Annotated in this window: 23 protein-coding genes; 19 read left to right on the top strand and 4 right to left on the bottom strand. The window is 40.3% G+C overall.

Annotated features, from left to right (window positions below):
* Positions 1-111 precede the first annotated feature (111 nt).
* The 4 genes from T7867_RS13330 (at position 112) to T7867_RS13315 (ending at position 4,268) form a co-directional block, all read left to right on the top strand.
* The gene (locus T7867_RS13330; RefSeq protein ID WP_068223573.1) at positions 112-519 is read left to right on the top strand and encodes a 6-pyruvoyl trahydropterin synthase family protein; all 408 of its coding nucleotides are present in this window, start codon (positions 112-114) and stop codon (positions 517-519) included.
* Positions 482-1,174 carry a GTP cyclohydrolase I FolE gene (gene folE, locus T7867_RS13325; protein ID WP_068223576.1) on the top strand — a complete coding sequence of 231 codons (693 nt, stop codon included), beginning with the start codon at positions 482-484 and terminating at the stop codon, positions 1,172-1,174. Before T7867_RS13330 ends, folE begins: the two co-directional genes overlap by 38 nt.
* Complete coding sequence (locus T7867_RS13320) at positions 1,174-1,872, top strand: SDR family NAD(P)-dependent oxidoreductase (protein WP_068223579.1); 699 nt, start codon at positions 1,174-1,176, stop codon at positions 1,870-1,872. Before folE ends, T7867_RS13320 begins: the two co-directional genes overlap by 1 nt.
* A gap of 155 nt (positions 1,873-2,027) precedes the next feature.
* The gene (locus T7867_RS13315) at positions 2,028-4,268 is read left to right on the top strand and encodes a sodium-translocating pyrophosphatase (RefSeq protein WP_084375724.1); all 2,241 of its coding nucleotides are present in this window, start codon (positions 2,028-2,030) and stop codon (positions 4,266-4,268) included.
* 100 nt (positions 4,269-4,368) lie between these two features.
* Here the strand turns inward: T7867_RS13315 and T7867_RS13310 are convergent, their stop codons facing one another.
* Both T7867_RS13310 and T7867_RS13305 read right to left on the bottom strand, forming a co-directional pair.
* A complete protein-coding gene (locus T7867_RS13310) occupies positions 4,369-5,685 on the bottom strand; it encodes an ABC transporter permease (RefSeq protein WP_245660260.1) in 1,317 nt (438 codons plus the stop codon).
* 26 nt (positions 5,686-5,711) lie between these two features.
* Entirely contained in the window at positions 5,712-6,989 is a 1,278-nt protein-coding gene (locus T7867_RS13305) for an efflux RND transporter periplasmic adaptor subunit (protein WP_068223582.1), read from the bottom strand.
* Between the two features lie 243 nt (positions 6,990-7,232).
* Here T7867_RS13305 and T7867_RS13300 point away from each other — a divergent pair, with 243 nt between their 5' ends.
* From T7867_RS13300 to T7867_RS13230, 15 genes are all read left to right on the top strand, one after another.
* Positions 7,233-9,098 (top strand): ABC-F family ATP-binding cassette domain-containing protein, encoded by a 1,866-nt coding sequence (locus T7867_RS13300; RefSeq protein ID WP_068223584.1) that lies wholly within the window; start codon positions 7,233-7,235, stop codon positions 9,096-9,098.
* A 3-nt stretch (positions 9,099-9,101) separates the two neighbouring features.
* Complete coding sequence (locus tag T7867_RS13295) at positions 9,102-10,019, top strand: adenylate/guanylate cyclase domain-containing protein (RefSeq protein WP_068223587.1); 918 nt, start codon at positions 9,102-9,104, stop codon at positions 10,017-10,019.
* Between the two features lie 1,183 nt (positions 10,020-11,202).
* On the top strand, positions 11,203-11,457 hold the full coding sequence (locus T7867_RS13290; RefSeq protein ID WP_068223589.1) for a hypothetical protein: 255 nt from the start codon (positions 11,203-11,205) through the stop codon (positions 11,455-11,457).
* A 9-nt stretch (positions 11,458-11,466) separates the two neighbouring features.
* The gene (locus T7867_RS13285) at positions 11,467-12,363 is read left to right on the top strand and encodes a hypothetical protein (RefSeq protein ID WP_068223593.1); all 897 of its coding nucleotides are present in this window, start codon (positions 11,467-11,469) and stop codon (positions 12,361-12,363) included.
* A gap of 266 nt (positions 12,364-12,629) precedes the next feature.
* The gene (locus T7867_RS13280) at positions 12,630-12,863 is read left to right on the top strand and encodes a hypothetical protein (RefSeq protein ID WP_157717692.1); all 234 of its coding nucleotides are present in this window, start codon (positions 12,630-12,632) and stop codon (positions 12,861-12,863) included.
* A gap of 81 nt (positions 12,864-12,944) precedes the next feature.
* Positions 12,945-13,781 (top strand): serine O-acetyltransferase EpsC, encoded by an 837-nt coding sequence (gene epsC, locus T7867_RS13275; RefSeq protein WP_068223596.1) that lies wholly within the window; start codon positions 12,945-12,947, stop codon positions 13,779-13,781.
* Positions 13,778-14,656, top strand: coding sequence for a cysteine synthase CysM (gene cysM, locus T7867_RS13270; RefSeq protein WP_322299425.1), 879 nt, complete (start codon positions 13,778-13,780; stop codon positions 14,654-14,656). The genes epsC and cysM overlap by 4 nt, the downstream gene beginning before the upstream one ends.
* A gap of 599 nt (positions 14,657-15,255) precedes the next feature.
* Entirely contained in the window at positions 15,256-16,044 is a 789-nt protein-coding gene (bla, locus tag T7867_RS13265) for a subclass B1 metallo-beta-lactamase (protein WP_322299424.1), read from the top strand.
* A 513-nt stretch (positions 16,045-16,557) separates the two neighbouring features.
* Entirely contained in the window at positions 16,558-17,484 is a 927-nt protein-coding gene (locus tag T7867_RS13260; protein ID WP_322299423.1) for a hypothetical protein, read from the top strand.
* A gap of 70 nt (positions 17,485-17,554) precedes the next feature.
* Positions 17,555-18,136, top strand: a complete 582-nt coding sequence (locus T7867_RS13255; protein ID WP_068223604.1) for a YdeI/OmpD-associated family protein — start codon at positions 17,555-17,557, stop codon at positions 18,134-18,136.
* A 137-nt stretch (positions 18,137-18,273) separates the two neighbouring features.
* Complete coding sequence (locus tag T7867_RS13250; RefSeq protein WP_068223607.1) at positions 18,274-18,780, top strand: lactoylglutathione lyase family protein; 507 nt, start codon at positions 18,274-18,276, stop codon at positions 18,778-18,780.
* Positions 18,781-19,446: 666 nt separating this feature from the next.
* Positions 19,447-20,262: an oxidoreductase gene (locus T7867_RS13245; protein ID WP_068223610.1), complete on the top strand. Its 816-nt coding sequence runs from the start codon at positions 19,447-19,449 to the stop codon at positions 20,260-20,262.
* Between the two features lie 6 nt (positions 20,263-20,268).
* Entirely contained in the window at positions 20,269-21,180 is a 912-nt protein-coding gene (locus T7867_RS13240) for a helix-turn-helix domain-containing protein (protein ID WP_068223613.1), read from the top strand.
* Between the two features lie 72 nt (positions 21,181-21,252).
* Positions 21,253-21,825, top strand: a complete 573-nt coding sequence (locus tag T7867_RS13235; protein WP_068223615.1) for a Crp/Fnr family transcriptional regulator — start codon at positions 21,253-21,255, stop codon at positions 21,823-21,825.
* 53 nt (positions 21,826-21,878) lie between these two features.
* The gene (locus T7867_RS13230; RefSeq protein WP_068223618.1) at positions 21,879-22,643 is read left to right on the top strand and encodes an MBL fold metallo-hydrolase; all 765 of its coding nucleotides are present in this window, start codon (positions 21,879-21,881) and stop codon (positions 22,641-22,643) included.
* Between the two features lie 190 nt (positions 22,644-22,833).
* Here T7867_RS13230 and T7867_RS13225 read toward each other — a convergent pair whose 3' ends face one another.
* A complete protein-coding gene (locus T7867_RS13225) occupies positions 22,834-23,460 on the bottom strand; it encodes an aldo/keto reductase (RefSeq protein ID WP_317038761.1) in 627 nt (208 codons plus the stop codon).
* Positions 23,460-23,819, bottom strand: a complete 360-nt coding sequence (locus T7867_RS13220; protein WP_317038762.1) for an aldo/keto reductase — start codon at positions 23,817-23,819, stop codon at positions 23,460-23,462. The genes T7867_RS13225 and T7867_RS13220 overlap by 1 nt, the downstream gene beginning before the upstream one ends.
* Between the last annotated feature and the right edge of the window lie 3 nt (positions 23,820-23,822).

Raw genomic sequence — 23,822 nt, 5'->3', positions numbered from 1 at the left:
TTTGTTTAATTTATTTTTCAGAAAGTTGAACAAAATTAAATAACTGAATGTTCGGTACACGATAAAGAAAAGTAGTAAGCAAACTTCTTACTCAAGTATAAAAAGACTTCAATGAAGGTAGCGGTTTTTAGAAAGGAGCATTTCAATGCTGCTCATCGATTACACAACCCTAAATGGTCCAAAGAGAAAAACGAGTCCATTTTTGGTAAGTGCAACAATGAATATTATCACGGTCACAATTATGAGCTAATCATAAAGGTTTCGGGAGAACCAGACCCTGACACTGGCTATGTTTATGACATGAAGGTGCTTAGTGATATGATCAAGGACAATGTGACCGACAAATTCGACCACAGAAATTTGAATTTGGATGTTGAGGAATTTAAAGACTTGAACCCTACGGCTGAAAATATTGCTGTAGTGATCTATAATATATTGAGAGACAAGATTGAACCTAGGTTCGATCTAAAAGTAACTTTATATGAAACAGAAAGAAACTTTGTTGAGTACCCAGCTTAATGGATTGACCGTGGAAGAGATTGGTGACGAACACGTGGGTACCTCTTATGATACTCCTATGAAGGCCGATGCCTTTGATATGGACGATGAGCTTAAAATGAACCTTATTGAGGATAAGTTTAGAGACATTATGGAAATAATGGGGCTTGATTTAACTGATGACAGCTTATCGGGGACGCCAAAACGAGTAGCCAAAATGTATATCAAGGAGATCTTTAGTGGCTTAAATCCTGCTAATAAACCTAAGGTAGCACTCTTTGAAAACAAGTATAAGTACAACGAAATGTTGGTGGAGAAAGACATCACTTTCTACTCTAACTGCGAGCATCACTTTGTTCCTATTATTGGCAAAGCACATGTTGCATATATTTCTACAGGCAATGTAATTGGCTTAAGCAAGATTAATAGAATTGTAGAGTACTATGCCAAAAGGCCTCAGGTTCAGGAAAGACTTACGGTCCAAATTGCCAATGAATTAAAAGAGGTAATGGGCACTGAAGACGTAGCTGTGGTAATTGATGCAGAACACCTATGCGTTTCTTCAAGAGGTGTTAAAGATGTTAACAGCAGTACAGTCACTGCCCAATTCCATGGTAAGTTTAAAGAAGAGGCTACACGTAGAGAATTCTTAGGATACATTAATACTAAAAAGTAATGAAAGACAAGACCATTTTAGTTTTTGGGGCAAGTTCTGGCATTGGTAAGGCTACTGCCCAAGCGTTGATAGACCAAGGTGCTAATGTAATTTCCGCATCCAGAAGCAATCCTGAAATTTCTGGTCTTGAACATCATTCATTTGATGCTACTGATAAAAATGCTGAACTGGACTTTATTCCTGAACAACTCGATGGCTTAGTGTATTGCCCTGGCACCATCAATCTGAAGCCTTTTAATCGAAGCAGTATTGAAGACTTTCAGTCAGATTTAGACATCAACCTATTAGGAGCAATAAGAGTTCTTCAGGCTTCATTCAAGAGCCTTAAAAAATCTGACTCAGCCTCTGTGGTACTCTTCAGTACTGTGGCCGCCAAATTAGGGATGAACTTTCATTCTAGCATAGCCACTGCCAAGGCAGCAGTAGAAGGGCTGGGAAAGTCACTAGCGGCAGAATGGAGCATGCATGGAATACGTGTAAATATGGTAGCTCCTTCTCTTACCGATACTCCATTAGCCGAGAAGCTGCTATCTACCGATGACAGGAAGGAATCATCCAATAAAAGACATCCAATAGGCAGGTATGGAGAGGCCAAAGACCTTTCTGAAATGGTGGTATTTCTACTAAGTGAAAAGGCTTCTTGGGTAACGGGGCAAACCATTGGTATAGATGGCGGAGTGGGCTCCCTGAAGCCATAAACTCAGGATTTAAGGCTCAATTAATCGGTTCAAATATTTAATTTTCAAATAGTTAAACTACTGCTACAGCCCTCCTGCCAATAAGGTTCTTTTTTCTTCCATTTCTGAGGTCGTCTGTTATCTTTGTGCGACTTAAAAAAACTAAGAACCTAATTATGTCTTATCTTATTTATGCAGTTCCTGTCCTAGGACTGATCGGATTATTGGTGATGATCATCAAAGCCAAGTGGGTAAACAAGCAAGATGCAGGTGACCAAAAAATGCAAGACCTTGCCAAGCACATTAGAGAGGGAGCACTTGCCTTCTTGAGTGCTGAATACAGAGTACTCGCTATTTTTGTGGTTATAGCTGCCGTGTTACTCGGAATCATCTCTCAAGTAGTAGACACTACTCACTGGTTAATTGTTGTTGCTTTCGTAATTGGAGCATTTTTCTCTGGCTGGGCCGGAAACATCGGTATGCGTATAGCCACTGCTGCTAACGTAAGAACCACTCAAGCTGCTAGAACAAGCTTGGCAAAAGCATTAAAAGTATCATTCACAGGAGGTACCGTAATGGGCCTTGGTGTTGCAGGTTTGGCCGTTTTTGGGCTCAGCCTTTTGTTTATTCTTCTGTTCCAATTTTTTATGGGTGGAGAATGGACTACTACCGAAGACATGACCATTGTGCTTGAAGCCCTTGCTGGTTTCTCACTAGGTGCTGAGTCAATTGCTCTTTTTGCACGTGTAGGCGGAGGTATTTACACTAAAGCAGCCGATGTGGGAGCTGACCTTGTAGGTAAAGTTGAAGCCGGAATTCCGGAAGACGACCCTAGAAACCCAGCCACTATTGCCGACAACGTAGGTGATAATGTGGGTGATGTAGCTGGTATGGGTGCTGACTTATTCGGTTCTTATGTTGCTACTGTTCTAGCATCTATGGTTCTTGGTAACTATGTAATCAGAGACATGGGCGGATCAATTACTGATGATTTTGGTGGAATTGGCCCAATTCTTCTGCCGCTAGTTATTGCTGGTGCAGGTATCATCTTCTCAATCCTAGGAACTTTAGTGATCAAGATTTCGGATGAGAATGCCAAAGAAGCACAAGTTCAGGCTGCATTGAACAAAGGAAACTGGGGATCAATAATCCTTACTGCGATTGCCTGCTGGTTCTTAATTGATATGTTACTACCTGCAACCATGCAAATGTCGCTCTTTGGAGAAGGAATAGTTGAAATCACTTCTGTTAGAGTATTTGGTGCTGTTGTAGTCGGTTTAGTTGTTGGTGGACTAATTTCTTATATGACTGAATTCTATACTGGTTTAGGTAAAAAGCCAGTTATGTCTATCATTCAAAACTCTTCTACTGGTGCAGCAACTAACATCATTGCTGGCTTAGCTACAGGCATGAAGTCTACATTCGGACCAGTTATTCTATTTGCTGGAGCTATATGGGGTGCTTATGAATTAGCTGGTTTTTATGGAGTAGGTATTGCTGCATCGGCTATGATGGCCACCACTGCAATGCAATTAGCTATCGATGCTTTCGGTCCAATTGCTGATAACGCAGGTGGTATTGCCGAAATGAGTGAGTTACCTGAAGAAGTTAGGACTAAAACTGATATTCTTGATTCAGTAGGTAACACTACAGCTGCAATCGGAAAAGGTTTTGCTATTGCGTCTGCGGCTTTAACCGCCCTTGCCCTTTTTGCTGCTTACGTTACATTCACTGGTATTGATGGCATCAACATTTTCAAGGCCGATGTACTTGCGGCTCTATTTATAGGTGGAATGGTTCCTGTAATTTTCTCTGCATTAGCTATGCAATCTGTAGGTAAAGCAGCAATGGAAATGGTTAAAGAAGTAAGACGTCAATTCAAGGAAATCCCTGGAATACTTGAAGGAACTGGCAAACCAGAATACGACAAGTGTGTGGAAATCTCTACTAAAGCATCAATTAAAGAAATGATGCTCCCTGGAGCAATCACAATCGTATTCCCTATCATCATCGGATTCGCTATGGGACCTGAAGCGTTAGGTTCGTATATGGCAGGTGTAGCCGTTTCTGGTGTACTTTGGGCTATTTTCCAAAACAATGCCGGTGGTGCATGGGATAATGCTAAGAAATCTTTTGAAGCGGGTGTTGAGATTGATGGAGAAATGACTTACAAAGGATCAGATGCTCACAAAGCAGCCGTAACTGGTGATACAGTGGGTGATCCATTCAAAGACACTTCCGGTCCTTCAATGAATATCTTGATCAAACTTACTTGTTTAGTAGGTTTAGTAATTGCTCCAATCTTGGGTGAAATGTACGGTACTGGTGGACATGGTGACGATAGACACGTTGAAACTACTCCAGCTACAGAAATTCAAGTTGAAGCTACTGAAGACTTGATTACAGACGCTGAGTAGTTCGACTAAAAAAATATAACAGTAAAAGGCCAGATTCTTACGATTCTGGCCTTTTTGTTTATACTAATTCAACTTACCAATATCTAATCTCTATACTCAATTACTCATATCTTAAACAAGTAATAGGGTCTTGTTCAGCGGCTCTTTTAGCTGGTGTTATACCAAATATAATCCCAACCGTAACTGCCACACCAAAAGATAGGGCAATAGAAGAGAAATGGACTAAAGTTGGAATATCGGCCAAACTACTTATACCTACTGCTATAGACAAGCCAAGGATAATGCCAATCATTCCTCCGCTAAAGCTTATCATTACAGACTCCAACAGAAATTGATAGATTATATCTGCCTTGGTGGCTCCTATAGCGAGTCTTAAACCTATTTCCTTTATTCGTTCTAAAACTGAGGCCAGCATAATGTTCATAATCCCTATTCCTCCCACCAAAAGAGAGATTCCTGCAATACCACCTAGTACATAATTAAAAATATTTTTTGTGCGCTGCTGTTGCTTCAATAACAACTCGGGTATGGTTATTTCATAGTCTACCACCTGACTGTGCTTTCGCTTTAATAACTTAGAGATTACCTCAGCTATAGAACTCATCTTTTCAGAATCTGAGACCTTAATCACTAACCTATCTAGCTGATGGTAATTCTGAACTTTGCCCTCGGCACCATTCCCCATACTATTTCTCATGGCCTCTTGAATAGCGGCATTAGACACCATAGCTCTATTTTCATATCTCAACAATGCGGTACTTAATGGTGTGTAAACATCCATATTGTAGTCTCGTATTCCCAGATTAGAAATACTCTTTTCCGATATAAGCCTTTCTTCTAACACACCTATCACTTGGAGCCAATGCTTTCCAACCTTCAGGTACTTTCCAATAGGTTCTTCACCATTAAAAAACTTTGCCGCTATTGATTTGCCGATAATACATACTGGCTTACCTAAATTGAAATGCTCTTTATTAAAGAACTTTCCATTAGCCAACTGAAATGCTGCAATATCAAAGTAGGCATTTTCTACCCCCACCAACTTAGAGCTTCTATGAAAAGCCTTTCTTGAAATTGAAGTTTCAATGATTACCTCCGGGCTCACTTCTTCTATTCCAGGTACAATACGCTTAATACTTTCAACATCTTGAAAATTTAGTCCTATGGATAGGTTTTTCTCTTCTTGGGCTTGCCCACCACCATCAGCAGAAGTTAATTCACCTTCAGACTGTTCTATGATTGGTGTAACCACTATGTTATTAACACCAACCAGCTTGATCTGATCCAGTATTTCCTGTTGCGCTCCAGCACCTATAGCCAGCATGGCTATTACTGCTGCAACTCCGAAAATAATGCCCAAAGCAGTTAACAACGAACGTACTCTGTTGGCAAATACTGCTTCCGTAGCAATTGCCATATTTGATAATAGCTGCTTTAACATCATTATCTGTTTTGAGCTATAGACTGTTGTTTCGATATCCTGCTAAGGACTTTATCTTCAGCCCCAGAAGGATCTGATAAGTACACGTTTTGACCTTCCGAAAGCCCTGACTTTATAATCACTTGATCGGAATTGGAAATCCCTAATTCAACCTCTTGCTTAATTATACCTAAACCATCTTTTACAAGTACGTATGTTATTGAATCTCCTTGGCTATGAACCGCCTCTACAGGGATAAACATGGCTTCTTCAACAACTTGAGCCACAATTTTATTGCTGGTAGACATACCTGGCCTCAATGTGGTATCCGACTCATTAATTTCAACCACTACTTCAAAAACCTTAGAGTCCGAATTAGGCCTCTGCTGCCCCATATTTGCTACGCTCGTAACTTTCCCAGTAAGTCTTTTATCTGGAAAGGCGTCCAAGCCAATCTCCACCAATTGCCCAGAACTCACTGTATTGATATCTACCTCATTAATGTAGGTTTTAGAAATCATGTTTGTAAGGTCAGGTAAGGTTGCTACAATAGGATCAAAAGAAGCTACCCTTCCTCCTTGAGCAATCTTTGTACCCCTCCAATCCCTTCTATATATCAGCATTCCAGCCTCTGGAGCCGTTATTACAAATTGATTGGAAATTTCTTGAAGGAACTCTACCCTTCTTCGGTCTTCCAACATCTCAGCTTCGGAAGCTTCAACAGAAGCCTTTGCCTTTTCAAGTTGAAGCTTATAGTTTTCTTGCGCTTGATTATACCTTTTTTGTGCCCTATCCAACTCCATTTTCTTCTCTTGAATAGTGGCCGGAGGCTCATATTGAGAGTTGTCTAGAACCAGTTTTTGTTTGTCAATCTCGAAGAGCATGTTCTCCATTTCATCCCTAGCCTTCCTTAGAGTCATTGCGGTATCTAACTTAGATTCTTTAAGCTTAGATGAACTAATAGTATAATCACTATTAGCTTGCTGAATGCGCTGGCCTAGCTCAGATTGATCCAGTCGTGCTACATAATCACCTTTGGCAACTACGGTTCCTTCGTCTATAATATGACTAATTGTAGTCTCCCAAATATTCGCTTGCCGCATGCCATCCGGGCCTAAAATGTTTACACTGTTTTTAGCATAGAGCTCACCACTTGCTGTAACCTCAGACCGAAATAGACCAACTTTAACGGCAGTAAGCACTTCGGTTTCAGCAGCGGAACTTTTATTAACTTTAGTAATGAAGAATATGACCAGGGCAATAAATACCCCTGCAATAATAGTGATTGTGCGTTTTTTCATGAGTGGTTGACATTTTGAGTTAACTATAATAATAGTTTGTATAATGGTTAAATCAAATTTATTCAAATGATTTTAACATTATTTACAGCCTATTATTATATGGTTGGTAGATTACTTCTAATGATGAACTCAGCTGGAAAATAGTTTAGACTACATTCAGGATTCTTCCTAAAAGCCATTAGTTAAGATAAAAGGCTTCAGCCACTTCCATAATCTCATACATCGGTTGTAGCTTTGCCCTTAATGAATTATCTATCAGTTGAGAACCTATCTAAGACTTTCGGAGATAGAACAATATTAAACCAAGTTACTTTTGGCGTAGCTCAAGGCGAAAAAGTGGCCCTAGTTGGTGTAAACGGATCTGGAAAATCTACCCTACTCAAAATTCTTACAGGAATTGAAACACCAGATTCTGGTCAAGTAGTTTTCAAAAACGGCATAACGGTTAAGCACTTATTACAAAATCCAGAGTTTTCGAAAGGACAGTCTGTTTTAGATGCCGTATTTGATGATAATAATCCCGACCATGCTATTCTAAAACAGTATGAAAAAGCCATGCTCAGATCCTTAACGGGGCAGGAAAATCACGATGAGATTCAGCAATTAATTGAGCAAATAGACTCCAAGAACCTATGGGACTTGGAGAGCCAAGCCAAGCAAATTCTAGGTAAGCTGGGCATACACGATCTTCAACAAAAGGTACAATTACTCTCTGGTGGCCAACAGAAAAGAATTTCACTAGCCTCTGTTCTCATTCAAAAACCAGACTTACTTATTCTAGATGAACCAACTAACCACTTAGACATAGATACCATTGAGTGGCTAGAAAAGTATTTGAGTGTGGCCAATATGGCTCTAATTCTGGTTACTCACGATAGGTACTTCCTAGAACAAGTCACTAATAACATTCTTGAGCTGGAGCTTGGTAAAGCTTATTCTTACCAAGGCAACTATGCTTACTTTTTAGAGAAGAAAGCCGAGCGAGAAATCAATGAAGCGGCATCTATTGATAAAGCTAAGAACATTTATCGTAAAGAATTAGATTGGATTCGTAGACAACCGAAAGCCAGAGGAACCAAGGCTAAGTACAGAGTAGATGCATTTCAAGAAACGAAAGACAAAGCCTTCAGTGCTCAAAAAACCAATGAGCTAGAGCTAAATGCTCAAGCCTCAAGACAGGGGAAAAAAGTACTAGAAATAGCTCATCTAAGTCATGGTTTTGGCGAAAAAAGCCTGATCAAAGACTTCAGTTACACTTTTCAGAGAAAAGATAGAATCGGAATTGTAGGGCCAAATGGAAGTGGAAAAACCACCTTTATCAGGCTTTTGATGGGCGAAATCACGCCTAATGCTGGAGAAATTGAACAAGGCCAAACTACTAAATTCGGTTATTACAGGCAGGTAGAAGAAAGCTTCAACCCTGAACAAACTATTATAGACTTTGCCAAATCTATTGCCGAGGTGGTGGAAGTAGGCAAAGGCCGAACCATTCCGGTTTCTCAGTTCCTTACCAGATTTCTTTTTGCCCCAGATGTTCAATACAAACCCATTGGTAAACTAAGTGGTGGTGAGAAAAGAAGGCTTCAATTACTAGAAATCCTTATTCAGAGTCCGAACTTTCTGGTATTAGACGAACCTACCAACGACCTAGACCTGATCACTTTAGGCACACTTGAAAACTATCTCGAAGGTTTCGATGGAAGCTTAATCATTGTATCGCACGACAGATACTTCATGGATAAGCTGGTAGATCACCTTTTCGTTTTCGATGGCTCCGAAAATATTAAAGACTTCCCTGGCAATTATACTGACTTCAGAAATAGTATTCAGGATACCCCTGCTCCTAGCCCTAAGGCTTCAGAGTCAAAAAAAGACAAACAAAAGGAACCAAAAGAACGCAAAAAGCTTTCATTCAAAGAACAACGAGAGTTTGAGCAATTAGAGGCCGAAATACCAAAACTGGAAGTGGAGAAAGCCAAACTAATTGAGCAGATGAATACTGAGACCGACCATGAAAAGCTAATGGATATCTCAGGTAAGGTCGAAGCCATTACCGAGCAGTTAGATGAAAAAGAACTGAGGTGGTTAGTGCTCTCTGAAATTTCTTAACGCATGGCTGTTATAGAACTCATTAACGACCAGGTGAGCCTGGTTGCTGAGACAGACAAAACGGTTTTAGAAAACACACTGGCTGCGGGTGTTCCACACACACATGCATGCGGTGGCGTAGCTCGCTGTTCAACCTGTAGAATCTATATTGAAGAAGGGATGCAGAATGTCTGTGAAAGAAATGAGAAAGAGTCTGTTTTAGCCAAACAGCTAGGTCTATTAAAGCAAGTAAGACTCGCTTGTCAAACTAAAATAAAGGGAGATGTAAAAGTTAGGCGCTTGGTTTTAGATCAAATAGATGAGGAAATAATTCTTAAGCAAGACGTAGACCACGCTGCCAGAAGTCTGGGTGTAGAAAAGGAAGCCTCAATTCTCTTCGTAGACATTGCCGACTACACAGCATTTACCGAAAAAACACCTCCATATGATGTAGTACACATTCTGAATAAGTACTTCTACATTGCTGGCAACATTATTAAGAAATACGGTGGTAGAATAGTTGACTATTATGGCGATGGTTTTCTGGCCATCTTTGGAATAGACGACAACCCGAACCATGCCCAAAATCTGATGAATGCGGGCTTCGAGCTATGCGAAGCTATTGATAAATTCGATGTTGCCGTCCACGACATAATAGATAGTGATTTTAAAATCAGACTTGGCGCCCACACAGGTAAAGTCATTTGGGGAACCATAGGCATTGAAGGCATGCAGAAAGAAGCCGCTATTGGAGACACCGTAAACATGGCTAGCCGAATAGAACAAGCCAACAAAACTCTTAATACCAGCTTTCTAATCTCTTCAGATCTGTTTGAGAAACTCGAAGGTCAATGCCGTTGTCAAGAAAGCTTTGAAATTGAAGCCAAAGGCAAAAGCAAAAAAATCAGAGTCCACGCTGTTAACCGACACCTTGTTAGGTGAATTAGGGAACTGGTCAATTGGTTTGTACCCCAGCCCTAAAGGGTGAGTGGATATAGTTTTGTCACAAGAACTGAATCTATGGGCATCCCTTTAGGGAATGAGGGTAGTTTGTAAATTGGTCATTAGTGAATTAGTTATTAGTGCACAGTGCTCAGTGTTTCGTACTTGGTACGTTTTAAACCCTTACAACCAAAGCCATATTAGCACGCCATTGCGAGGAGCAAAATGAACAGAGTGAAGTTTTGAGACGTGGCAATCTCCCTCTTACCTGAAATTACTATCAAACAGTAATCCTTAGAAAGTATAGATACCTAAAGGGGAATTGGTGAATTAGTCATTCGCATTAGTGAATTAGTTTTTGGTGCTCGGTGCTCTGTACGCTAATCATCCTCAGAGTCTCCTGAAAGGGACTCTGAGGAGGGTCAAGATCATTCATCAAAGTCCTCTGTGAGAGACTCTGATGGTGGTACTATGTCCGTAATCATTCAGTCTCTCTTTTTACCTCGACCACAGCGGAGAGGCCTGTCAGGTAGATATGGAAACTGGTTTTTGGTGCTCGGTGCTCAGTGTTTGGCAATTGGTAGGTTTTAAGTCCTTACAACCAAAACCATCTTAGCACGCCATTGCGAGGAGCAAAATGAACAGAGTGAAGTTTTGAGACGCGGCAATCTGTTTGTTCCCTTAAGCCACTATCAGACCGTAATTCCGAGAAAATATATGAGCCTAAAGGGGAATTAGTCATTGATCATTAGTGAATTAGGAATTAGTGCTTGGTGCTTAGTGATTTAGTTTTTGGTGCTCGGTGATCAGTACGCTAATCACCCTCAGAGTCTCCTGAAAGGGACTCTGAGGAAGGTCAAGATCATTTATCAAAGTCCTCTGTGAGAGACTCTGGTAGTGATAGTGGTCTGACCACTGCCCATAACTCCGCACAACTTAACACCAACACTTCCCAAAATCTAAAAACCTTCTATTACACTACTCTTGCAATTAAGCCTGTAAATATCTTTCTTGATAATAGAAAAACACACGTCCTGACAATACTCATGTGCTTTTCTGGAAGACAAAAATTCCCAATAGCCATAGAATAACAATGATCATCGGGAATGATTAATAAATTATATGATTTATATCGGCCATAAAGGTGGCAGATAGCCAACCTTAGTCACCATACCTGCACTATATGGAAGAACCTACTCAAAATATTGTTGAGGGAATTATCAAAATTGCTAAAGCAATTGACCATGGGAAACTCAAGCGTTTGCTTGAAAGGTTAACCGAATACAAAAAATCAACTGAACTTAATAATACGGACAGATTTGACGAACTCATTTTAGAAATTAGTAAACACCTCCCTGACGACTATGCTCGCAAGCTGAAGTCTATTGAATTCTATAGTGAAACCGAAGATTTTTCGAATGACGATCTACCATTTTAACTTTTGAAGATGAGTATTCAAATGATAGAAGGATCAATTGATCGAGCGGTGGCCATAGTCCAAGATCACATGTTTAAACAGGAAATGGATCAGTCGAACCCAGATGATCTTAAACTGTTAAAACTGTTACAATGCCGTGAAAACAATCCTGATTTCGAAATTGAACTTGCTCAGATGATTTGCGGTGAGGATGATAACTCATTCCCATATCGCAGCTCCTACTATCTAACAGCGTTTTTTGAACGGTTAAATTTATCATTTCAACATGATGGAACCACTCGAAGATATTGGGTTGAGGGTGTTCTCAAACAACTCGATATAAGGCAAATATCTCATGTAATTAGTAAAGGATTGTTCTATAAAAAAGACTTTAAAAAGCTTCCCAAGAAACATAATGCCTCAGTTGAAGAAACATATGCAAAGGCGATTGAAGAATTCCAACAATTTATTTCTGAATCTATAAAAGCAAATGAAGAATTGGATTTGGCTCACCTTCTGAACATGAACGTGAACACAGATCTTCTTTTCAACCAAGAAACTAACACAAAAGATACAGAGTTGAATGACCTCATTAATGAAGCAAAAAGACGCTTCCTTCATCCTGATGATAAGCAAATAGCTCTTGAAAAAATTTGGGACGCATTTGAACGTATCAAAACTTATTACGGAACGGACAAAAAGGAATCATCAACTCAGCTAATATCTGCAATTGCTACAAACCTCAAAAAGGAAGAATTCGAGACAGAATTTCTAACCTTAACTAAGATTGGGAACAGCTACAGAATTAGACACCATGAAACAGACAAGAAGGAATTAACTGACTTACATCAAATTGACTATTTATTTTTTAGAGCATTAACACTTATCGACCTTTGCCTTTCTAAAATCAAGCAAAACGGTGACTAACAAGGACTAGCACGAATTCGCTAACTGCCACTTTACTAGCTTCACCATGAATCAGCCGCTGGAAATGGTTTGCGCTTTCTATTAACTTCAGCTCGGAGTTTTTTTCATCTTTTTGAACGCAGTGCCATTATGATACTTTGGAAGCACTGGCAGATTCACTAGTTTTATCTGAACTTGCCAAGCTCGGGGCGTACTCCTATTAGCTTTACATTGGTTATTTATCCGCATCTTCCAAACCTTCTCCCCTCAATTCCTTTTAATTATATATGACCACTAAAACATTGATTATTCTGTTCTCCTTAGTGCTGCTGACCTACACGGTCAGTTTTATTAAGTACATAAAATACCGAAGCGACAGAAAGAACAATCAAAGCAGAATGCTACAGCTTCCACTGTTCCATGCTTTTCTTATTGGTCCATTGTTGTTCTTTATGATCAATCAAAACGAGCGAAGAGAGAAACGCAGGTTCTTAGGCGGAAATAAAAGACGGTTTTCATAGCCATTTCACAACTCCCTTCATTCAAATCCGTCTAGTTCAAAGTCATTTGAACTCTTTTGCATTTTAATCCATTGGCCAATTATGAATCAAGAATTCATCAACAAACTATACATCAGGCAACAAGCCTGCCCCACCTGTCCATCACCTGAAGTAGTGGCAGAATGGTTTAACGAACTCTTGAGCACGCTCTTTCCAGATTTCTCTAAACAGCAATTCAACTCACAGAAAGAATTTGAGCTTCATTTTGAAAAGCTCAAGCTTCAATTAGATCAGATTCTTTCTCGAAATCCTATCAAGGCTGAGGATGATATTGAAGAAGTAGCCGATAAATTCTTTGAGCTACTACCTGCCATTCACCAACAAATGGAGCAAGATGTTACCGCCATGTTAGAGGGCGATCCAGCAGCAAAAAGCAGAACAGAAGTAGTTAGGACCTACCCTGGCTTCTTTGCTATTTCGGCACATCGCATTGCCCATGCTTTGCATCGTTTTGGCGTTCAACTAATTCCACGGATCATCTCTGAATATGCCCATAGTAAAACGGGAATTGACATTCACCCAGGCGCCAGCATTGGCAACTTCTTCTGCATCGACCATGGAACTGGTATTGTAATTGGAGAAACCGCCATTATTGGCGACCATGTGAAAGTTTATCAGGGCGTTACACTAGGTGGACTAAGTGTAGACAAGAAAGATGCAAAGGTGAAGCGCCACCCAACTATTGAAGACAATGTAGTACTCTATGCTGGAGCTACTATTTTAGGTGGAAAAACAACTATTGGTCACGATAGCATTATAGGTGGTAATGTATGGCTTACTCATAGCGTACCGCCATTTAGTAAGGTGTACTACCAGGCCCAGATGAACAATAGCGAGGGCGAAACCGATATCATTATTTTTAAAGGACATACCGCATGAACATAGAGCAGTTAATTGGCAATACGCCTTTGGTTGAATATAGGCATCTGAACACAAATCCGAAAGTTAAAGTCTACGGAAAGCTTGAAGGCAACAATCCTGGTGGAAGCGTGAAAGACCGTGCGGCTTATGGCATGATTAAAGGCGCATTAGACCGTGGAGACATCAAAAAAGGTGACAAACTTGTTGAAGCTACTAGCGGTAACACGGGCATTGCCCTAGCCATGATTGCCAGTATTATGGGGGTTGAAATGACTCTCATTATGCCTGACAACTCTACCCGGGAACGTGTATTGAGCATGGAAGCATACGGGGCGAAAGTGATCCTTACCCCTGCCAAACAAACCATAGAATACAGTCGCACATTGGCAGAAAAAATGGCCACAGAAGAAGGCTACTTTATGCTGAATCAGTTTGCGAATGAAGACAACTATGGCCAACACTATAAAACTACCGGACCCGAAATTTGGAAGGCAACTGAAGGCAAGGTGACGCACTTTGTTTCAGCCATGGGCACTACAGGTACTATTATGGGTGTTTCTCGCTACTTAAAAGAGCAAAATCCTGAAGTGCAGATTGTGGGCACCCAGCCTACTGATGGTTCTAGCATTCCCGGCATCAGACGTTGGTCACCAGAGTTCCTACCCAAAATATTCGAACCACACAGAGTTGACCGAGTAATAGACGTAAGCCAAGAAGAAGCCACCATAATGACACGAAGAATGGCCAAAGAAGAAGGTATTTTGGCTGGCATGAGCTCTGGTGGAGCCTTGCATGCCGCACTTAAGCTTGCCCAAGAAATTGAAGAAGGAGTTATCGTTCACATTGTCTGCGACCGTGGTGATAGATATTTAAGCAGTGACTTGTTTAGGTAAAGGATACTAGATATCGAACTCATCCTCGATTGCATCGAGGATGCTTTAGTAGTCGGTTTATAACCGACATATTTTCAGCATCATAGATACCTTTCGCATCAGTCCTCGTTCTAAACGATGACTAGTAAAACTATAGATTTCAGACTTCAGACTCTTGAGTTTAGACTCATCCTCGATTGCATTGAGGGTGCTTTAGCAGTCGATTTGTAACCGACATATTTTCAGCATCATAGATACCTTTCTCGCCAGTCCTCGTTATAAACGATGACTAGTAAAACTATAGATTTCAGACGTCTGACTCTAGATTTTAGTCTCATCCTCGATTGCATCGAGGGTGTAAGAACGGTCGGTTTATAACCGACCGACTTCTAACTCAACGTTCAAGAAGGTCGCAACATCTGTAGCCACTAATTCTCAGCCTTATCCAACAATGCCTTTAGGTACTGCACATTATACTGTACTGTCAATATAAAGCTGTGTAACCCTTTGCTAGGTCCCCTTTCGGTTCCAATAGTTTTTAAGCTAACATTAAAAGCATACTAATCATGGAAGCTGGTTATATTAGTATAGTCTTATATTAACGAGGCCACAACTACAAAATGAAGAATAGACTCCTCTCTTTTATATTTCTTTGCTTAACTCTATTTTCTTGCAACCAAGCAAATACAGAAAGCCAAACTGTTCAGAAAAAAACTCAACCGCTACAGGGAGAATCTGTTGTTTATAAGAGCGAAACACTTTCAGTAGTGAAGTTATCAGACCATACTTACCTACACATTTCTTACTTGGATACAGAGGCTTTTGGTAAAGTACCCTGTAATGGCATGTTCATCATATATGAAGGTGAAAGTGTAGTTTTCGATACTCCAACTAACTCAGAAAATTCTAGAGAACTTATCAGGTTTATAAGTTCGGAATTAAAAAGTAAAATAGTAGCTCTTATTCCTACACACTTCCATGAAGACTGTATAGGAGGCATTGATGAATTTGATGCTCACGGCATCACTACATATGCTAGCAAAAGAACTATAACATTATTAAATGACAATAAGTATCAGTTTAACGTGCCTATAAATGCTTTCAGAGATAGTCTAGAATTGAAGTTAAGTAGCGAGACGGTAGTGACACATTTTTTAGGTGAAGGCCACACTGAAGACAACGTAGTCGGGTATTTTTCAAAGGATAAAGTTTTGTTTGGAGGCTGCTTGGTTAAATCGGTTGGTGCTAGCCAAGGAAACTTGGATGACGCAAATGTTGAGCAATGGTCAACAACCGTTGCCAATGTGAAAGCCAAATTCCCCGAGGCAAGTATAGTTATTCCAGGGCATGGAAAAACTGGCAACACGGCTCTTTTAGACTATACCATTAAACTATTCAATGATAAATAAAATTGATTTGCCTTGCTTCCATCCTGTTGAGGATGTCCGAATGATTACTCCGCAACCTTCAGGTACCAAGTACAAGTACCGTTATCCATTTTTCACTTCTAACACAAGGTCCCAGAGGGACGTTACATCAGTAGCTACGAATCTCCAGACATACCCAACAGTGCCTTTAGATACTGCAGGTAATGTTATGTACCTATAGGCACGTCAATATAGACCGTAAAATCTTTAACCTACCGATATGTAGTTCCTAGCGGGACAAGAGTTTCGATTTATTCAGGGCTCTAATTGATATATATGTCTATCCACAAAATACTCATCCTCGATTGTATCCAAGATTTAAAAACATCTGGCTTACAACCAGCATACGTAGCTCCGTGCCCCTTGTTGGTGTTATCACCAACAAGTCTAACAAAGGCTTTTGAAATGTTAAATTACCACAAAACTTATTGTGTAGACTGGCAACAATTTGCTTGTACTCTCCCAAAGCTGTTTCTTCATAATAAAACCACACCGATGAGGACCATATTTTCTATTCTTATCCTGAACCTAGTAGTAATCCATTTACAGGCCCAGAATTACCAGAAAATAACTTTCGATTCAAGTACAGCCGATGGCTACTACCTAGCCGTTGAGCCAGAATCGGACGATATACTGGGTGTTTTGGTGCTACTTCCCGGTTTTGGCCAAACAGCCGAAAGCATCTTCCCTGAGAGCAAAATTCAAAATGTAGCGTACGCGAATGGCATTTTAACCATTGCGATAGCTGGAGGACAAAAGCTATATGCAGATGAGACAGTACTTAAAAAGCTCGACTCAGCATTTGAGCACGTTAAATCGAAATACAAAGTAGACAAAAACCAATTCGTAATGGGAGGTTTCTCTGCTGGTGGCACCATTAGTTTACGGTATACCGAGCTTTGTGCAGAGCTTGGTCAAAAGGCGGTTATTCAACCACAAGGGGTTTTTAGTGTCGATTCGCCAGTTGATTTATTTCACATTTGGGACTACTTTCAAAGGGAGCTAAAAAAAGACTACTCTGCAGCCGGAACAGGAGAGGCCAATTTCGTTTCTAATATTATGCTTAGTGAAATCGGAGACCCAATCAGCTCGCCAGAGAACTACAACAAACTGACACCATTCAATGCTAATCTTGACCAACCCGGCAATGAACGGTTCTTACAAAATACAGCGGTAAGAGTTTACCATGATGTTGATATTGTTTGGCAGCTTAAAAATAGAAGAAGGAGCCTTTTCGATTCGAATGCGCTACCATCTTCCGAAATGATCAACAGGTTATTATTAATGGGAAATGAAAATGCGGAGTTTGTACCTGCCAATCAACCAGGCTATCGAAGCTCCGGATTAAGGCATCCGCATTCATGGTCAATCGTAAATGAGGTTGAGCTTATTCAATGGGTACAGCAGCTTTTGAAAAACTAACTCCTTTTTCTCGCTCACTACTGACATAAGGCTGTCACTTACCCTTACTAACATTGCCACAAAGTGAGCCATGACTGAGAAATCCCAAGCAACTTTTCACCCAAAAAACAAAGCCGAATGGAGAGCATGGCTGAGCGAAAACCATCAGTCAGAACAGTCTATTTGGCTAGTTTACTATAAGTCTTCAAGCAATAAACCTTCACTTAGCTGGAGTGACGCAGTTGACGAAGCACTTTGCTTTGGGTGGATAGACAGCACCAAGAAAACCATCGATAAAGAAAGCTACATGCAGTATTTCAGCAAACGAAAACCAAATAGCATGTGGTCTAAAATCAACAAAAAGAAAGTGACCCAACTCATTGAGGAAAATCTAATGACAGATGCCGGTTTTCAAAGCATAGTCGTTGCAAAAGAAAATGGTTCATGGAATGCATTGGACGATGTTGAGGCACTGATAGTCCCGAAAGACCTAAAAGAAGCTTTAGCCAGCAACCTAGAGGCTATGGTATTTTTTAATGGACTTAGTAATTCAGCCAAAAAGCTGTTGCTGCATTGGGTAACCTTCGCCAAACGGCCTGAAACGAGAAAAAAACGGATTGTAGAATTAGTCGAAAGCGCTAGTCAAGGCCTTAAACCCAAACAGTTTAGGTAAGAAGTTTAATAAACTAAGTTCAACTGTACTTCATATTTCAAAATGGATGCTTATTAAATGATTACTAGCTCTCAAGGTGGAACTAAGTACCCTCCACAACACGTTAATCGCACCTATTGATTTGAAAAAAAGTAGATATGAATAAAAGTTATCCGAGGTCATTTTCGCATATAGGCATTACCGTGCCCGACCTTAAAAAAGCAGTTGAGTTTTATGAAGAAGTAATGGGCTGGTACCTGATTATGGCTCCTTCAAAGATTCAAAAAGAAAGAGATACAGCCATTGGCCAGATGTGTATTGATGTTTTTGGCGAAGACTGGGAAGAGTTCGAGATCGCACATATGTCCACTTCTGACGGAGTAGGTATTGAGCTATTCTCCTTTCCTAATATGTCTGAAGAAAAACCAGAGTTTAACCCATTCAACACAGGTCTATTCCACTTCTGCGTACAGGACCCAGACATTGAAGGTTTAACAGAAAAAATCGTTGCCAAAGGTGGTAAACAGAGAATGCCAATTCGTGAGTATTACCCAGATGAAAAACCGTATAAAATGGTTTATGTAGAAGATCCATTTGGTGTAGTATTCGAGATTTATTCTCACAGTTATGAGCTCACTTACTCTTCGGGAGCATACCAAGATTAATCGAATTTTAAGGCTTCACTAAAAGTGAGGCCTTAATTTTTTTGAGCTCTATTAGTCATCGTTTTAAACATTGACCAGTAAAACTATAGAGTTCAGAATTCGGACATCAAACTCATTCTTGATTGTATCGAGGGTGCTTGAGTAGTCGGTTTATAACCGACAAAAGACACTTCTCAATCTTGTTCTAAGCCGCTTCTTTAGTTGCTGAATCAAAGATGCCTTTCTCGTCAGTCCTCGTTATAAACGATGACTAGTAAAAATTTAGATTTCAAACGTCAGACTCTAGATTTTAGTCTCATCCTTGATTGCATCGAGGATGACAGAACTGTCGGTTTGTAACGGACAAAAACTAACACAAAGTCCCAGAGGGACGTTACATCGGTAGCCCCAAATCTACAGCCTTACCCAACAGTGCCTTTAGGTACAGCATGCTATGTACCTAAAGGCACATTCAAATATTATCACCACTCAATAGCTACCTATTTTAAGTCCCTAAAGGGACATAAAACTTATCCTCGATTGTATCGAGGGTGCTTTGACAGTAGGTTGGCAACCCACTGCATGATGTTTAGACAGTATAGAGACCGGAAATTGTGTTAGTCCTTCCCTACTATGTGTTAACCATTAGGAAATTAGCTAGTTACCTTTGAGTAAACAAAAAGGAAAATGAAAGTAGCAATTATTACAGGGGCTAGCTCAGGCATGGGCAAGTCTACCGCACATATACTTCACAAAAAAGGATACACGGTTTATGGCGCAGCACGCAGGGTAGACCAAATGAAAGATCTAGAGGAAAAGGGGATGAAAACAATAGCCCTAGACCTTACCAAAGATGATTCAATTGTAAATGCCGTTAACCATATTCTTGAAAAAGAAGGCAGAATTGATGTTCTCATCAACAATGCTGGTTATGGTTCTTACGGCTCGGTAGAAGATGTTTCTATAGAAGAAGCCAAGCGTCAGTTTGAAGTGAATATGTTCGGATTGGCTCGCATTACTCAGCTTGTTCTCCCAGTTATGCGCAAGCAAAAAAGCGGGCGCATAGTGAATATTACATCTGTAGGTGGAAAAATCTATACACCTTTTGGCGCCTGGTATCATGCCACCAAGCATGCTGTTGAAGGCTGGAGCGATTGCCTGAGGTTGGAGGTAAAAGAGCATGGAATAGATGTAGTGGTTGTAGAACCAGGGGGAATAAAAACCGACTGGGGAACCATAGCCGCTGAAAATCTTCAAAAGACTTCAGGAAATGGAGCTTACGCAAACTTTGCCAATAAGGTAGCCAAAGGCATGAAGCAAATGTACACTGGAAATCAGCTAACCGATGCCGATGTTCTAGGAGAGGTAATGGCAAAAGCAGCAACTGAATCGAACCCAAAAAAGAGGTACGTAAAAGGCTACATGGCCAAACCTGCTATATTTATTAGAAAATGGTTTGGCGACAGCATTTTCGATAAAATGATTATGAGCCAATTCAAATAACTAATAATGCCAAAGCCGAACATGCTCCACATTTCATCCATCAGCCGATTGCATGAATTGGCTGGATTCGACAAACCCTCACATCCGCTAATAAGCATTATTAATGTGGCAGATTGGGAGATTACGGAAGAAATGTTGGAGCTAAAAATGACTAGCGATTTGTACAGCATAGGCCTCAAAGATAAAAGCTGTGGCCTGCAGTACGGTAGAAATCACTATGACTTTGATGAAGGGGTTATGTTCTTCACTTCACCCAATCAGGTGCAGTCTGTGGAACAAACACAAAAACGAAATGAAGTTCAAGGTTGGATGCTTTTCTTTCATCCAGATCTGATTAGAAACACAGATCTAGGCCGGAATATCGATAACTATAGATTCTTCGATTATGAAGTACATGAGGCACTCCATCTCTCAGAAGCCGAGCAGGCAACTATCACCAATTGCGTAAAACTGATAGAGCAAGAAGTTGGCGAACGAATTGACAACCATAGCCAAACTGTCATAGCCTCTTCCCTCACCTTGCTTCTGGATCTTTCTCAGCGGTATTATGCTAGACAGTTTAATACGCGTTCGGCACAAAACAACGATTTACTCAGTCAGTTTCAACAGCTTTTAAATCAATACTATCAGCAAGGTTTATTAAGCGAAAGTGGTGTTCCTAGCATTGACTATTTTGCCGAACGCATTAATCTTTCGGCTAACTATTTAAGCGATGTTCTAAAGAAAGAAACGGGGCAACATGCAAAAGATCATATCAATAACTTCATTATAGATAAAGCGAAAATCCTCTTGTTGAGCGAACAACATTCTATCAGCGAAATAGCCTATTCCCTCGGCTTTAATTACCCGCACTACTTCAGCCGACTATTCAAAAGCAAAACCGGAATGACGCCTCAAGCTTATAGGCAGGTGGATTAATTCAACACCAAACCCCTTGGTTTTGCACCATTTCTCTTACACTATTGTTACCCTTGCAAACCAAGCAGATAGGTGAATCACAATAATCAGATTTTTGAGTTCTTCAACAGCAAATTCCCATTCAATCAGGAAGGGCTGACTGAGTTTTCTAAGGCTTTCAAAACCAAAACCTACAAAAAGGGTAGTTTGATTGTAGGCAAAGATGAAACGGAAAATCATCTGAGGTTCGTCAGTCAAGGCATTGTTCGCGAATATTTTGCCCATGAAGAGCGAGAAATGAACACTCAGTTTTATCTGGAAGGAGAATTTACTACAGACTTTCATTTACTGCTTAACCAAGGTAAAAGGCGTAAGTATCAGGAAAGCCTTACCGATACAACAATTAAGCAAATGGATAGCGCAACCTTCTACGAGTTTATGGTGCGCTATAAATGTGGGAAAGAGTTTGTAGACGAGATATTCAGCCAAAATATAATGCTAAGAGAACAAGAAGAGTTCAAGCATTTCAGCCTCACTCCAGATGAACTTTATCTCGATTTGTTAAACACCAAGCCCGAATGGCTACAGCAAATACCGCTTTACCATATTGCTACTTATTTAAGAATGACACCCGAAACATTGAGTCGTATTCGCAAAAGAAATTGATTTGAATCAAGGCATTTGGCAAGCCTCGCTTTGAACTTTGCACAAAAAAAGAAATGAAAGTTCATCATCTCAGAAATGCAACCTTAGCCATAGAAACTCAGCGTCAGGTAATTTTGGTAGACCCTATGCTGAGTAAAAAGGGAACGAGTGCGCCATTTACACTTTTTAGGTTCAAGCCAAGAAAAAACCCTCTGGTAGACCTACCTGCAAACGCTTTTGATATACTGGAGAAGGTTACGCACTGCCTCATCACCCACCTTCACCCTGACCATATTGACGATGAAGGCGTGGCCTTTTTAAAAGAAAGAAATATTCCTGTGGTGTGCAGCGCTTTAGATGTAGCCAAACTGAAGAAAAAGGGCCTTAACGTTACAGAAACCCTAGAATATGGAGAAACAAAGCACTATTTGGGTGGAAGCATCTCTGGAGTGAAGGCTGTACATGGCTACGGCTTTGTAAAGCACATTGCGGGCAATGTTATGGGCTACCATTTGGCTCTTCCTGATGAAAAATCAATTTACATTAGTTCTGATACCGTTTACACCGAACATGTAGATAAGGCATTAAAACAGTACAAACCAGATATTACTGTTTTGGCTGCAGGTATGGCTCAGCTAGATTTTGGGAAGCGCTTACTTATGAATAGCGATGACATAGTGATGTTTGTTCAAAACTCTCCCAAGCATGTTTTTGCTAATCATATGGAATCACTCAATCATTGTCCGAATACAAGAGCAGACCTCAAAAAACTCTTAGAGAAGCATGGGCTTCTGGAAAAAGTAGACATTCCGAACGATGGTGATTTTGTGAGTTATTGAGTGAGTAAATCACTTAGGTGTTTTCAATAAGAAGAAGCCGTCTCAAAAATAAGTCGTCATTCGAGGCTCTATCCAGATACCATAGAAGGAAATATCTAAAAGTCGATAGAGCTTCGCGCTCAAGGTGGGAATGACGAAAACAATAGCTTTTGAGACAGCTTCTTTCAGATTATGTTTATGAGAAATGAGCCTATTTTAATGACTCAAGGTGCTGGTTAATACTAGCCATGTCAGCATCGGAGATTGATAAATTCATAGCTGCAGCATTAGAAGCTACTTGCTTTTCATTTCTGGCTCCGGCCAAAGTAACTGTAATTCCTGGCTGGTTCATTGTCCAATTAAGTACTAACTGAGCAAGAGAAGCATTATAGCTATCGGCAATAACCAACAGTTCATTTAGCACTTTCTCAATTCGCTCTAAATCGAACTGCTTAAAATACCCGTTTCTGTGATCAGCCTCTTCTAGCTTTCCATCTTTGAAATACTTACCTGTCAATAGGCCTCTTTCCATTGGGCTGTAAGCAATTAAGCTCATGTCATTAGTCTGAGCAAATGGGACTAAATCAGCTTCAATACCACGTTGCAACATGCTGTAAGAAACTTGGTTAGAACTCAGTTTAAGAGTTCGTTCCGCTTCCTTCAACTGATCTACACTGTAATTACAAACTCCTGCTGCTCTAATTTTGCCTTGCTCATGTAGGCGTTCCATGGCCTCCATAGTTTCACTAATAGGCGTGGTAGAATCTGGCCAATGCAATTGCAACAAGTCAATATAGTCCGTGCCTAGTCGCTTCAAACTCTCCTCTACTTCCTTCACTACATTTTCTTTTGAGGCAAACTTAAAATGGAATAGTTCTTCCCGTTATCCTCAGTATCAAAGAAGTAATCACCCTTTCCGTTATTACTTCCATCCCAGACAAGTCCGAACTTGTTCAAGATCTGAATGTCTTCTCTACGCTTATCCGCAATGGCCTTCCCTATCAACTCTTCACTTCTACCCAAGCCATAAAATGGTGCGGTATCTAAGGTAGAGATACCATTGTCTATGGCTGCGTGAATTGCGTTAATCGAGTCCTTTTCTTCGTTCCCTGCCCACATGGTTCCTCCAATAGCAAAGGCACCAAAAGCAATAGGCGAAACTTCTATATCTGTATTTCCTAACTTTCTTAAGTTCATATT

The sequence above is a fragment of the Roseivirga spongicola genome (assembly GCF_034376045.1).
In the GTDB taxonomy this organism is placed as follows: domain Bacteria; phylum Bacteroidota; class Bacteroidia; order Cytophagales; family Cyclobacteriaceae; genus Roseivirga; species Roseivirga spongicola.
Note: the sequence above shows the minus strand (reverse complement) of the source record. Positions and strands in the feature narration are given on the sequence as shown.